This window comes from Algoriphagus sp. 10J20-15 (genome assembly GCF_055809615.1).
The window spans coordinates 185,290-198,049 of record NZ_JBVVUG010000045.1 but is presented as its reverse complement, the minus strand read 5'-3'; the positions used below and the strand labels follow the sequence as shown (position 1 = coordinate 198,049).

13 protein-coding genes are annotated in these 12,760 nt (G+C 39.0%); 1 reads left to right on the top strand and 12 read right to left on the bottom strand.

Features of this window, described 5'->3' with window-relative positions; translation table 11 throughout:
* Positions 1–102 precede the first annotated feature (102 nt).
* Entirely contained in the window at positions 103–1,515 is a 1,413-nt protein-coding gene (locus AC0L6R_RS20630) for a Gfo/Idh/MocA family protein (protein ID WP_473272922.1), read from the bottom strand.
* 535 nt (positions 1,516–2,050) lie between these two features.
* Here AC0L6R_RS20630 and AC0L6R_RS20625 point away from each other — a divergent pair.
* Positions 2,051–3,643 carry a hypothetical protein gene (locus tag AC0L6R_RS20625; protein ID WP_473272921.1) on the top strand — a complete coding sequence of 531 codons (1,593 nt, stop codon included), beginning with the start codon at positions 2,051–2,053 and terminating at the stop codon, positions 3,641–3,643.
* 3 nt (positions 3,644–3,646) lie between these two features.
* On the opposite strand, the gene AC0L6R_RS20620 is transcribed toward AC0L6R_RS20625, so the two are convergent.
* From AC0L6R_RS20620 to AC0L6R_RS20570, 11 genes are all read right to left on the bottom strand, one after another.
* Positions 3,647–5,629 (bottom strand): nSTAND1 domain-containing NTPase, encoded by a 1,983-nt coding sequence (locus tag AC0L6R_RS20620; RefSeq protein WP_473272920.1) that lies wholly within the window; start codon positions 5,627–5,629, stop codon positions 3,647–3,649.
* 30 nt (positions 5,630–5,659) lie between these two features.
* A complete protein-coding gene (locus AC0L6R_RS20615; RefSeq protein ID WP_473272919.1) occupies positions 5,660–5,941 on the bottom strand; it encodes a hypothetical protein in 282 nt (93 codons plus the stop codon).
* Positions 5,942–5,951: 10 nt separating this feature from the next.
* Positions 5,952–6,392 carry a hypothetical protein gene (locus tag AC0L6R_RS20610; protein WP_473272918.1) on the bottom strand — a complete coding sequence of 147 codons (441 nt, stop codon included), beginning with the start codon at positions 6,390–6,392 and terminating at the stop codon, positions 5,952–5,954.
* A gap of 97 nt (positions 6,393–6,489) precedes the next feature.
* Positions 6,490–7,368 carry a hypothetical protein gene (locus AC0L6R_RS20605; protein WP_473272917.1) on the bottom strand — a complete coding sequence of 293 codons (879 nt, stop codon included), beginning with the start codon at positions 7,366–7,368 and terminating at the stop codon, positions 6,490–6,492.
* 138 nt (positions 7,369–7,506) lie between these two features.
* Positions 7,507–7,638, bottom strand: a complete 132-nt coding sequence (locus AC0L6R_RS20600) for a hypothetical protein (protein ID WP_473272916.1) — start codon at positions 7,636–7,638, stop codon at positions 7,507–7,509.
* The gene (locus AC0L6R_RS20595; RefSeq protein WP_473272914.1) at positions 7,623–8,546 is read right to left on the bottom strand and encodes a glycoside hydrolase family 113; all 924 of its coding nucleotides are present in this window, start codon (positions 8,544–8,546) and stop codon (positions 7,623–7,625) included. The genes AC0L6R_RS20600 and AC0L6R_RS20595 overlap by 16 nt, the downstream gene beginning before the upstream one ends.
* Entirely contained in the window at positions 8,543–9,760 is a 1,218-nt protein-coding gene (locus AC0L6R_RS20590) for a bifunctional alpha/beta hydrolase/OsmC family protein (RefSeq protein ID WP_473272913.1), read from the bottom strand. The genes AC0L6R_RS20595 and AC0L6R_RS20590 overlap by 4 nt, the downstream gene beginning before the upstream one ends.
* A gap of 7 nt (positions 9,761–9,767) precedes the next feature.
* Positions 9,768–10,517: a DUF6503 family protein gene (locus tag AC0L6R_RS20585; protein ID WP_473272911.1), complete on the bottom strand. Its 750-nt coding sequence runs from the start codon at positions 10,515–10,517 to the stop codon at positions 9,768–9,770.
* A 31-nt stretch (positions 10,518–10,548) separates the two neighbouring features.
* On the bottom strand, positions 10,549–11,118 hold the full coding sequence (locus AC0L6R_RS20580; RefSeq protein WP_473272910.1) for a hypothetical protein: 570 nt from the start codon (positions 11,116–11,118) through the stop codon (positions 10,549–10,551).
* Positions 11,119–11,723: 605 nt separating this feature from the next.
* Positions 11,724–12,605: an MptA/MptB family glycosyltransferase gene (locus AC0L6R_RS20575; RefSeq protein WP_473272909.1), complete on the bottom strand. Its 882-nt coding sequence runs from the start codon at positions 12,603–12,605 to the stop codon at positions 11,724–11,726.
* Positions 12,602–12,742 carry a hypothetical protein gene (locus AC0L6R_RS20570; RefSeq protein WP_473272908.1) on the bottom strand — a complete coding sequence of 47 codons (141 nt, stop codon included), beginning with the start codon at positions 12,740–12,742 and terminating at the stop codon, positions 12,602–12,604. The genes AC0L6R_RS20575 and AC0L6R_RS20570 overlap by 4 nt, the downstream gene beginning before the upstream one ends.
* Positions 12,743–12,760 lie beyond the last annotated feature (18 nt).

Below are 12,760 nucleotides of genomic sequence, written 5' to 3'. Positions count from 1 at the left end.
ATTGGAATCGAGACTTTTACGAAAAAAAACAAAGGCCGCTAATCATAATGACTAGCGGCCTTTGTTTTGATAACCGGAAGTAATAAACCTCCGATACGTTTGCTAAACTCTAACTCCGGTATTACCTCCACCTGATAAGGTGATATTTACAGGGGCATTTGTTTTCCAGTTTCCACCTGTAAAGTCGGGCACATCAATGGAATTGGACCTGTTTGCAACAGACCACTCACTTAGAGGAGATATACTACTCCAAAGTGCTGCATCATAGACATCTTGATCTAAAGGAAGGCCATTTCTCAGGCAGTCAATCAATCTCCAGTCCATCATAAAGTCCATACCTCCGTGGCCCCCTACTTTTTTTGCCAACTCCCCTACTTTTTGGATAATCTCAGGGGTGTATTTGGTTTCCAAATCTTTGAATTCCTCCTCTTTCAACCAGCCATGACCTTTAGCTACTCTTGGTTGAGGATACTTTTGAGCGTAGCCCTCTGTCCCGCTCACCACATGAAGTCGTGAATAAGGACGCGGTGAAGAGACATCATGCTGAATCATAATCGTCTTTCCATGCTTAGTTTTTACCATGGTTGTATTCATATTTCCACGGAATTTTTTCTCAGCATAGGAAGCAAAGAAATTATCCTGTTCAGCCAATTTCACAGCCTCAGCATGCATAGAGAAATCATTGGAAGATGTTGAGGTCAAAAAGTCCATTTGATCTCCTCTATTGATATCCAATATTTGGCAAATTGGACCAAGACCATGAGTAGCATACAGATTACCATTACGGTAATTCTCTTTCAGCCTCCACATGTCCTGATAACCACCATCTTTTTTGAAATTCAATGAAAGTAAATCATGAATGTATGCTCCTTCCACATGAAGAACCTCTCCAAAATATCCCTCACGCTTCATTTTCAAAGTCATCAACTCAAAGAAATCATAGCAGCAATTTTCCAACTGCATGCAATGCTTCTTGGTACGCTCAGAAGTCTCCACCAATTGCCAGCACTCATCAAGTGTTCGCGCTATAGGCACTTCACAGGCTGCATGCTTGCCAGCTTCCATGGCATACACAGACATAGGAGTATGCCATTCCCATGGAGTAGCGATATAGATCAAATCCAGATCATCTCGATCCATCATTTCTTTCCAGGAATAGGCATTCCCAGAGTAACCATCAGGCTTATGCGGAGTATCTTTTAATTGAGCTTTTGCTTTTTCAACTCGCTCAGGCAGCAAATCGCAAAGCGCTTTGATTTCTACATTTTCTATTTTACTCAATCGATCAACAGCACCAGGCCCTCTCATTCCAAGTCCCACTATTCCGATGCGAACTGTATCAATTTTAGGAGCAGCAAAACCACTCATATTGAAAGATTGAATGCGATTAACACCTTGCTTAGCTTGTAAAGGAAGATTCTCAAATTCATTGGCGAGGGTAGATCCCGCCCCGAAAAGCCCCAAACCTACCAAGCCGGTTGATTTCAGAAACTCTCTTCTCTGGTTATTTTTCATTTTATTATTATTAATTATAATGGTCATCCCATAAAGAATCCAGAGGAATCTCACAATTTCAAAAACAGGCCATTTGGCGTGATTTTGAAATGCTCAATTTCAGGATGCGTTTTTTTATTGACTTGGCTAATTAATAAAAAAATTAAGGAAGTATGGGCACCTTACAAATAAAAAAAACCGAAAGCCAGTGGCTTTCGGTTATCTCCAATTATAATTTGGGACTATTAAATCAAATTTTCTTAGCAAGGATTACATTCCAGAAATTAGATAATAGACAAAAAACTAGGGGCGATTATTCACTTTTCAACAACTTTTAAACGAAGGACTGTTTGGATTCTTCGATGCAAAAGTAAATGTTAACTACCCTGGGTAAAAAATGACATAAATCAAAAAACTAACGGCTTTAAGGCTGCAAAATTTAAGATCAAAAGGACATTACTGATAATAAAAGTTATATTGAAAGAAGAAAATTGGTTTTTACAAGACTCCAGCAATTCTAATTATTAGCTAGGTTTCAAATTATTCATTTCGAAAAATGAAGTTTTTCAGATTCCTTCTTCCCTGCCTTCTGATACTTTTGGGTATATATACTTCTAGTGCTCAGGATATCTCTACCGCAAATAAAAACGATACAATTACTCTTGCACAAGCATATATGAACTTGTATCTGGTAGAAATTTATTTTGACACCATTCCTGAAGAACGTTTAAAAAAGATTATTGCATATGAAAATGACCAAATCAAGGCTATAACAAACAGCACTTTTATTAGAGCAAATTCTTCCCTTTATAATTTCACAAATGCACTTTTTTATCAAAATCAAACAAAGCTTCTGCACCGTAGCAGAGATGAAGTAAGTCGTGGCTTATTACGTAGATTGAAAAGTTTACTTGATCGAGGAATTAATTATTACAACTCTGCCAAAATTGAAGATTTCCAAACATTCGATAAAAAAGAAAATAGCTTTTTTGAATTGATCAAATTTGATCAAGAATCAAACCTGCTTTTGAAATCAGAAATCAGAAGCTTGAAAAATGAATTAAACACCTTGTTTAACGAGGATCTTTATCCTGACTTTCAGCGCATTTTTCTAGCTGCAAAAAATAAAAACCAGTTCCATATTGATTCTCTAGAATTCTATGCTGGCATCTATTCTATGCCACTTAGTAGGGAAATCATAACTAATAAGCCTGATTTTCAACCATTTTCTTTTGGGGATCCTAATTTTATTAACCCGGATTATACAGCTGCTTCAAGATTGGATTTGTTATCAAGGTATGTTCAACTAAAATATGTAGTATCTAAAAGAACTCGAGTTGGGCGGAATTTCAATAAAAGACTTTTATATGATCAATTCTATGATTTCAAAAGTAGCGTCACAAGTGAACGGGATAAATTTATTAAAGAAGAATTGAACGCTAAAGTCCTCGAAGCCCTTTATCGAGAGCTATGCAACAAGTTCCCTTTGGATAAGGACAACTTAGGTGAGGAATTAAGTAACGGAGGCTCTGCGATGGTGCAAATGCCTTCTAACAGTTTACAATACTATTTTTTCCCTAACCCAGCTCCACTTGCATCTGCAAATTTCATAAAAGCAGACTTTAAGCCATCCTTATCTACTCTTGGCCAGGTAGATTCATTTCTCAGAAAAGATCTAGTAGAGGCAGGATACAAAAATCAACTCCATTACTATTATGATATGGATGGCTTTGCATTGACCACCAGTTTGGAAAAATTCCGCATCGATGGTTTTTCAGTACCAACAGAACAGCGATTTACTCAAAATCTAGGCGGTGATGGAAAGTTCACCTACTTCGAGATTTTTAAGTCCATGTTTTTTAAGGTAGAGTCTGAGTTTAGGATGTTTGCATTTATCGTCGCATCAAACCCTGCCACAATGAGCAATGTTGCTATGACGCCAGGGGTTTCACAGCAATTGTTAAAAAACAGTTATGACACCCTCCCAGATGACCTGAAAAAGACAAGTCTGCCAAATAAAGTTCTCTCGATATTTGTTTATCATTTTCACCAAAATGATATAGGAGAAGTGCCTGAACTTGATCTTAGCGGAAAGCTTACTGTGCAAGATCATCTAAAAACTGCAGGACTATTAAATATTGTTCAGTGAAAGTTATTCTATCGGAAGTCTTTTTGAAATATATTCTTTAAAAGGGAATTTTTCACGAATAGTAATTCCATTTTCTAAAACAATATCAACTCGAATTGTATCACAAACACCCCAGCCCAAATAGCCAATTGAAAAAGAAGAAGTCTGATCTCTAGAAGTCCGAATACTATCATAAAATCCTTTACAAAAATTGTATCTAACTTCCTTTATTTCATTTTTCCTAAATGACGGAAGCTCAAGCCAAAATGTGAAATTATAATTTTTCTTGCCTCCAGATAAGGTGTTAGAGGGACTAACGGATGCTCTTATTTCCACCAAACTGTCTATTGGAGCAACTCTTTCCATTTCTAATAAACCTTTCAAGTCATCTTCACTTAGATTTTCATATTGATCTCCCTTACCTTCAAGCAATAGTCTAATTAATTCGTCAGAGTAATTCTTTTCTATAGTCACTGCTTTTTCCGCTTCTAAAGCATCATTTGCACTTTTTTGAGCTTTAAATGCGATTAAAATAAAAAGCCCAGCGACCACTACAAACACTCCAACTGCAACTTTCAAAAACATTGACTTCTTACTCTTCACCAAGTCATCATACTTCTGCTTGGCCTCCCTCTGCTTTTCCTTCTTGAGCGCATCTCGACTTTTCTCTATCCAATTAAGCTCCTCTTCACTTAGCTTCAACTTTTTCAAAGATGGCTCGATATAGATAAGCTGCTTCTCAGTGAAATATTCCCTTGCTTCTTCATTTACTCCGACCTGACTTCTAATCAAGCGTTTAACTTCCAGGAGCGAAGTTTCCTCAACACTTCTCCGTTCTGCGATTGGCTTGGCTAGGGAATCATGGGAAATCTCAAACGTATCTGTATTCTCATTGTAGCGAAGGAGTCGGCTATTGGAAAAAACCTCTACCACGTCATTGACCATTTTTTGGTCTAAGTCCGGTAATCGGTCAAACAATTCATCTTTAGTGATAGGGTCTTTTGTACCTTCCAATGTGGCAAATGGAGAGAGTATTTTCCAGATTATAGAAGAATTCAAGGTCGGGTAGTTTCCGTTCAATTCTTTAGAAATATCAGCTACCTGTTCCTCTAGAAAATTGCTCAAGATATCACCGATCTTACCCATTTCATTCACTTTTTCAGAAGTGAATTCAGCCGGTTTTTCTCTCCTTTTGTCTCCAGTTATATTCAGGTATAGCTTATCCAAAAATACCTGCAAAAATGGCAATTGTATGGTCAGGGATTTTTTGTCGCCTTTGATTTTGTGAAAAATAGCTTCAGCAACTGCATCTTCTTCTCCTTCCTTGATAGATATATTTGATCCTTCATATGCCGTAGCTCCAATAATCACTTGCTTGACCTTGTCCAAATTCATTGGTTCCACACGCAATTTCTTGCGAAACAGCTGAGGAATAGCCCGCTCAAAATCAAACAAATACCCCAAATACTCCTCTCGAATAGAGAATATCAACTTTACAGGTTGACCTGATTGGAGAATACCTTGTATTGTTTCTATGAATATTTGCTGCTCGGTAAGAGAGCCAAGGATGAAAAGCTCCTCAAACTGATCAAAGATCAAATACACAGGTCTGAAGTTCTTTTGATAAACTGCCCGAATTGATTTACTGATTGGAGTAAGTTGCTGACTCGAATTATCCGCATCTATTTCCCATTCGTCTAGATAGCTTGTTTCATCAAAATCCAAATTCACCTTTCCTCCAGCCTTTTCCAAAGCTGATTTCAAAGATTTATTGATATCAGATCCGCGTCGGATCATCAGATCCAGCCAATCATGAGGCTGAAACTTGCCAGCCAAGCCACAATTGATCAAACTCGTTTTGCCTGTTCCAGACGCTCCATACACAAGAACTGTTGCCGATTGAAAAACCATCTCGTACAAAGCTTTGATCTCCTCATCCCTTCCAAAAAACACATTTCTATCTTCTCTTTGATAGGAGTCAAGAAATTTGAAAGGGTACTTTTTCATGGGGATTCCAAGTTTGTGGGTTATAAAAAATTAAAATGAGTCTTCAGCAAATTCTTCTTCTACACCTGTCAAGGCTTTTTTAGCTTCGAAAAACAAACTGTAAACCTTATCAAGGTTCATATCTATTCTATTTCCCTTTTTGGAAAGCCAGGAATTAAGCACATTCAAACTAGAGTCGCTAGGTCTTGGATTATCTGATTTACTGATGACTTCCTTGCTATTATCTTCGATAAAACTATAGTTGAGACTTAGATCATCATACGTATTTGCATGAGAATAAAAGCAGATTTTTGAACCACCTTCTAACTTCAATCCATTCAAATCAATGATAAAAGGATCGAGAATTTATATTATTCCGATAATTATCCTTAAAAATAATCACGGCATGAGAAATCACCGGAGATGACTCTCTTCGCACATTACTTTGACTCTCATTATTTGCCAGACTCTCTCCTATCAGCAAGGTATAATTGTGCAGATATAACCCTTCCTGATCATTTCTCTGCTGATTAAAATCTATCTCATTAATAGAGATCATTCTGTATTCTGACAAGAAACTTAGCCTCTCCAATACCACCGCCAGATTTTCTTCTGTTTCCCTACAGTCTTCAAGGGTGTAAGAGGCATTTTTTAAAAGCTGCGATGACTCATTTAGTTTTTGGCAAGCGTTCCATATATCTCCGCCTTCCTGAAGGCCAGGGAGCAAGTCTAGTGATTCGGAAATGAGAAAATCTAATTTATTGTCAGTATATATTTCCAGCAAATGACTTAGCAGTTCTACAAATTCAAGGATATCTTCTTCAGCAGCATTTCTGAAAAACTTGACTAGGGCATTCTTCTGGGATGTAGAAAACTCAATTTTACCGGCTAACTGATGATCCCATAAGCTTCGAAATTAGAGCATAGCAAATAAGTTGTAAGCCTCGCTTAGCCGTAATCTGGCAGTTCTCCAAATACCTCATCATTTTGCTATCAGAATAACCCTCTGCGCCTATAGACATTAACTTTCGGATTTGGCTGCCTATCACCCCAACATATCCACTTATGATAATTCTCTTAGCTGTTTTTACCAAATCCGCATTTGCTGCCCAGTCCGCATTTGCGGATAAAAAATCACCAGCTTTCCGATTATGAGTACTAATAGCTTCTAGTAGACTTTTAGTCAGAACCTCATTAAATCTATTCTCTACCTCTCCCGCCTCCTTTTTAGAGGAGGAATGACTAGCATTTTCAACTTCCTTGGCAGGTGAGCCAGATTCGTATTCCTGCAAAATCATGTCCAGCTGACTTCTGTATTTATTAACGAGATTGTCGATTGAAGTGTATTCAGTGTGAAAATGGCCTAGCTCTCCTAATTTCTTTTTGAAATCTAAAAGGGTATTAATTTCGTCTGTGATAGCGCCCACATTAATGGAAGCATTTTTAAAATAGGTCCAAATCCTAGGTTTACCTTGTGCTTTGAAAATTTCGTATGCAGTGTAAAATTCTTCGGCAGTGTATTTTCCAACCTTGGTATAGAAAAGACATAAAACTAAATCACTCTGGCGAATAGCTTCATTGTATTCATCTTGTAGCCGAGTACTCGAAATGGAATCTTTGAAAAACTCCCATTGCTCTAACTTTAAGTAAATTCCTTTGGTGTGTAAACGATCATTTTCTCGGGAAATAAAAGCTCTAAACTCTTCCCGGTCCTCTTTCAATTCTGACGAAGAGGCAATAAAAATTCGAATCGTTTTCATAGGTTAAATAATTAGTACCGTATCACCTTAAAGAGCTCTCCTCTCAACTAAACCAACATTTATTCTTTAATGCTGCGTTTAATATAGATAAAATTTTGCTTTTGGCAGGCTTATTTTATGGATTACATCCATTAGACTTCAATTCTCTAAAAAATACTTTTGCATCACCTGCTCAGCCATTTTGCCCTGAGGACTAAAGTCAGGCTCGCGATGTTTCCCTTCAGGATACCACTTCCAAAAAAACACCCCAGCCATCAGGATTCTTTCCATGCGGTTTCAAAAAATGCTTCATAGCAAAGCGCCTGCATTTCCTCTGAGAGTTCGGTTTCCCTGCGTTCATTTGGCCAAACCCAAGGCTCTTTTGCTGCATCCACAGTATTGCAATAGCCAATCTCCGTGAACATTACAGTTTTTTGGTATTTCCGAACCACTTTATCAATCCTTCCAATACTCTTTTTCCAACCTGATTTTAGGTCTGATAAATCAGGATCTGCTTTGGTGGAAAGTGGAAAATATGCCTGAATCCCTATGTAATCCAGCGCATCCCAAAATTTGACCTGCTCAAATTCAGTGAAATTGGCAGCATAAATAAGCTTACCAGAATAGACTTTGCGAATTTCAGCAATCACTTTTCTCCAGTCTGCTTCCCGCTCCGAAGTCATTTCCAATTCTGTCCCAACGCATAGCATCGGGATTTGGTGTTCCTCTGCCATCACCGCATAATCAAGAATGAAACCTGTGTAGTTTGCAAACCATTCCTCCCAATCCGCCTCATTTTGCATGGCTATTTCTCCAGGCCAGCTTCCCCTTACCCAAAGATGGGGCTTGAGCATATTCATAATACCATGACGAGCTGAAGAATCAAAAGTCGCTTTGATTCCTTGAGATGATTCACCCCACCATTTATTCTCATTGTGTGTATCCCAGCGGATTTCAGGCTTATTCTTTTCAGTTTGCCATCCGAATGGAGTTTGCGAAAGCGCATCTGCACCAGTCGTCTTCAATGCTTCTAATTCTGGGCCTTGGAGTGGCGACCTACTTCCTACCCAGCATACCCCTCTCCATTTTTCAAGCGCTATTACACTAGTATTTTCAGGTAAAAACCACCAACTCAACCCTAACAGCAGAACGACTCCTACTGAACTAAAAAGATATGTTCTTTGGGTCGAAAGGTTCATTTTGCCAGCATGGTTTGGATTACGATTTCTTCCTGCAGGGTTTTATGAACAGGACATTTGTTGGAAATCTCCAAAAGTCGCTGCCTTTGCACTGAATCCAATTCTCCTTCGATTTCTATTATTCGGGTAAACTGACTGACTTTAGCGGAAGATTCCTCAGGATTTTCACTATCCGCCAAGTGTACTTTCTCATGGTTGAGAAAAACAGAAACTTGTTCCAAAGGCCACTTTTTTCGCTCAGCATACATTTTCAATGTCATAGCGGTACAACTTCCCAACGATGCCATGAGCAGGTCATATGGATTTGGCCCCAAATCTGCCCCACCTACATCTGTTGGCTCATCAGCAATCAAATGATGGTTTGGCGTCATCACCTCAGTCGTATATTTCTCACCGGAAAGACGTACGAAAACCTGATTTCCTCGCGTATCATTCGGTTCTTTTTCTTCTTCAACTATCACATATCGCTGACTCCAGCTTCCAATCACCTCGGCGATATATTCGGAATCCTTTGGATTGGAAATCAAATGGTCAGCGCCATCCAAAGAAATAAAACTCTTCGGGTGTAAAGCCGCATTATATATTTCAGCGGCATTGGATACCTCCACTATTTCATCTTGCGGAGAGTGCATCACCAACAGGGATTTCCGAAGCTTTTTCAGAAAGGTATCTAAAGGCTTTTGTTCCAAATCATCCAAAAACCTCTTCGAAATCGTAAACGGCCTACCACCTATATTCACTTTTGCCTTTCCGTTTCTCTCGATTTCAGCAACACTCTCGGAAAAAAGATTTTGAACATGCCCAGGATATGCCGGCGCGCCGATGGTGACCACAGCTTTGACTTCTGGCATCTCAGCAGCCGCATACAATACTGCAGCCCCACCAAGTGAATGACCAATCAACATCTTCGGAGATTTGTATTCCTCAGCCAAAAAATTGGTTGCATCAATCAGATCACTCACATTTCCGCTGAAACTTGATTCTTCAAATTCTCCCTGACTCATACCCAATCCTGTGAAATCGAAGCTTAGGGTCGCTATCCCATTTTGGGAAAGTGCCGCACAAACACGCGTCACAGCTGAGAAATTCTTCGAACAGGTGAAGCAATGTGCAAAAAGTGCAAAAAAATGAGGTTTCTGATCCGCTGGCAGATATAAATGTGCCGCAAGCTCAAAACCATTTCTGTTATTAAATTTCAGTCGTTTTGGGTTCATTTTCAGATTATTTATCCAAGGGTTGCACGTTGATATTTTCCAGGTTTATCTCTGAAAGTAGCTCTAATTTTCCAGCTTCATAAAGCTCCTGCATCTTTTCTACAGATACCGATTCATCAGCAGGCTTGAGATTCAGGTAGTTTTGAAAGCGAATTCCACCAACTTCCTGGACAGCGCTCACCTCACGCATTCTTACTCCTCCACCATCTGTGTGATAGCTGTAGGCCATATAATCTATAAGAGAGTCCTCTGTACCTATCCAATACAAAAACTCATCATCAAAGTCCTCTCCCCCACCTTCCTCAGCAAAAGTCACTTTGATCAAGTTATATTTCTCACCGTTGAGCGCTGTTTCTCCTAAAGATTCCTTGAATACCGAAGGATCGTTGAGCCCATATGGGAGAAAAGCGAAATAAGCTACCGAGTTAACGGAGCGGGAATATTTACCAATCCATTCCTCAGAAAGTGTATCTATTTTGATACCATTCACAGTTCTAACAAAACCATCGTTATTCAGGAGATCGACTACATTTCCCGTAGAATCAGCAAATTCTCTGATGTATTCAAATCGATCTGGGGTTTTCAGGATAATGTAATGAATGTCCCGAAAGTCAAATTCCACTTTTGAATTCCTATAAGACTCTCCCCCATGCGCTTCAATTGCCTTGTCGACGATTTTCTCAGCTTCGGTTCTGGAGTCACATGCGGAGAAAAGAGTCAAACCACACAGGAATAAAAAGAGGTATTGCAATTTCATATTTCTAAAGTTTGTATAAGCCACGACTTAATTATTCAAAAGTTAACTGATAGTCTGAAAATAAATACTCCGCTTGTACTAACTGAGTTTTTCCGTCTTCATCAATCGTATAGTTTTTTTGTTGCTTTGCCAATAGCAAGCCTGTTGCCTCATCATAGGTAACAATTTCTATTAGCCTCTTTTTACCGTTACTATGCAGTTCTAACGCAACAACTTTTTCAGAGATTGGATCTATGTAAATCCAGTTTTCATCTAATCCTGACATAAGAGATATGCGAATTGACTCTACGGAATTGCCGCCTTTCAACGTCTTCCGGCCTTCATAGCTGAGGTTCGTATTCTCATCTAGGAGCGTCCATGGCTGCGCAAAAGCAAAGTAAGCTGCATCTATTTCAGCTCTTTTCGCTTTCAAAAACCCCTCATTTTCAATGGAATTTTCACCCATTTGATAGCTCGTTCTACTTCCGTTGAAATTAACGACATGAAGAATACGGTCCTTTTTCCAGGTCAACTTTGCTTCGAAATAAGGTTTCAGACGGAATTCTACCCATTGCTCAGATTCACTTTCTATCGTTCCATTTTCATCCAGCAACCGTGTCATCTTTTTAAACTTGATACTCGTAATATTCTCCCAATTCTTTGAAAGTTGATGGGCTTCGATTGACTTTTCAAGGAGTTTCTGCGCCTGCTTTTCTGGGCTGGGCGTGCAAGAAAAAATGAAGAGAGGTAAGAGAAAGAGAATAGAGATTTAAAGTTCATTTGGCTAATAGAGATTTGGTAGATGATCTAAAATAGTCCCAGTATATAGCTAGAGCTAGCAATGAGTATTCTAAGAAAAGGAAAATTGGGTTTTCTAGGTAGTTTGGATCGCTATAGGCTTGGTACGAAAATATCACAGCAAAAGTCCAAATCAGAAAGGCTTTTTGACCAGTAAATAAACTCAAACCAAAAGCCGGAATCAGATACCAAGGGTGAACCACAGGCTGCAAAACCAGATAAAACAAATAGACCAACACCCAAAGGTCTATAAGCTGAAAAAGATTTGAGGTCTCCTTCTCCAAGAAAAATATAGAATTCCGACAAAGGTAATTCCACTTAGAATAGATATCAGTTCCCCGATGACATTATACCCTTTTACCCAATAGCCAACTTCCCGTAGCAGGTAGTAGATCGAGGCATTAAATTCAAATTTACCTTGGTAAAGCTTCAAGCTTTGGAGAAAATGAACCAGGAATTATCAATCAAAAGCCAACCAAAACTCGCAATGATAGCAATGGTAGATCCTATCCAAAAAGCAATAGATTTTCTGGTTTTCTCAAAAGAGAAGAATGTAGGAATCAGCATCAAAGGCAGCAACTTCATCCCAATCGAAAGCCCCCAAAATCCTCCTGTAAGTGCTATTATATTTTTACTCAGCGCATAAACCGACGCCAGTAAAAGTAGTAGTACCAAACCTTCAAAATGAAGATTCCCGGTAATTTCCATGATGACCAGTGGATTCAACCAATACAGAATAAGCTTATTTGAGGAACGCTGAAAATGATCAAACAGCTTTAGTAAAAGAAAGAAAACACCTATTTCTCCTAGAATCAGTAAAACTCGCAATAGCAGAATCCCGCCCTTTGTGTCAAGATTTGCACCCCAAGCAGCGACATAGAATATCGCTTGATTCAAAGGCGGATAAACAGAGAAATACTCCGGCGAATTCATCAGCTCAAAAAGCTTCTCCAAATACAGATTTGAGCTATCTGGATTATTTTGAAGCCAATCTTTAGGAGTTTTCAGATAGGGATTTTCACTCATCTTCACCATCTCCCCATCCCATAGAAATCTTGGATAATCATCCGACCACTTGGGAATAGCAAGTAGTAAAGAAAGGCGGATGAGTAATCCCCCTACAAAAACCCATTGCCACTTCAACTGTGTGCTCAAAAAATAAAGAACAAGCATTCCTCCGAAAAGGAAGCTGTAAGTCGAGAATGTCAACCAGAAATTTTCTCTTGGAATATAATAGGCCAAGTAGAAGAATCCTACTGCCAACAACAGGCAGATCAGAGGAATCAAAAGCCGCTTAGGCGATTTGGTCAAAGCCCTAAGCTTTTGCGAAGCGACTCATCCTGAAGACCATTTTTACGCCAGTAGTCCATCATTTGCACACTTTTTCGCACCGCTGTAGTCACTTCTTCTGTGCCGTCTGATTTGGTTTGGGTTTCTTGCCAAGACATCGATTTCGTATGGAAAGG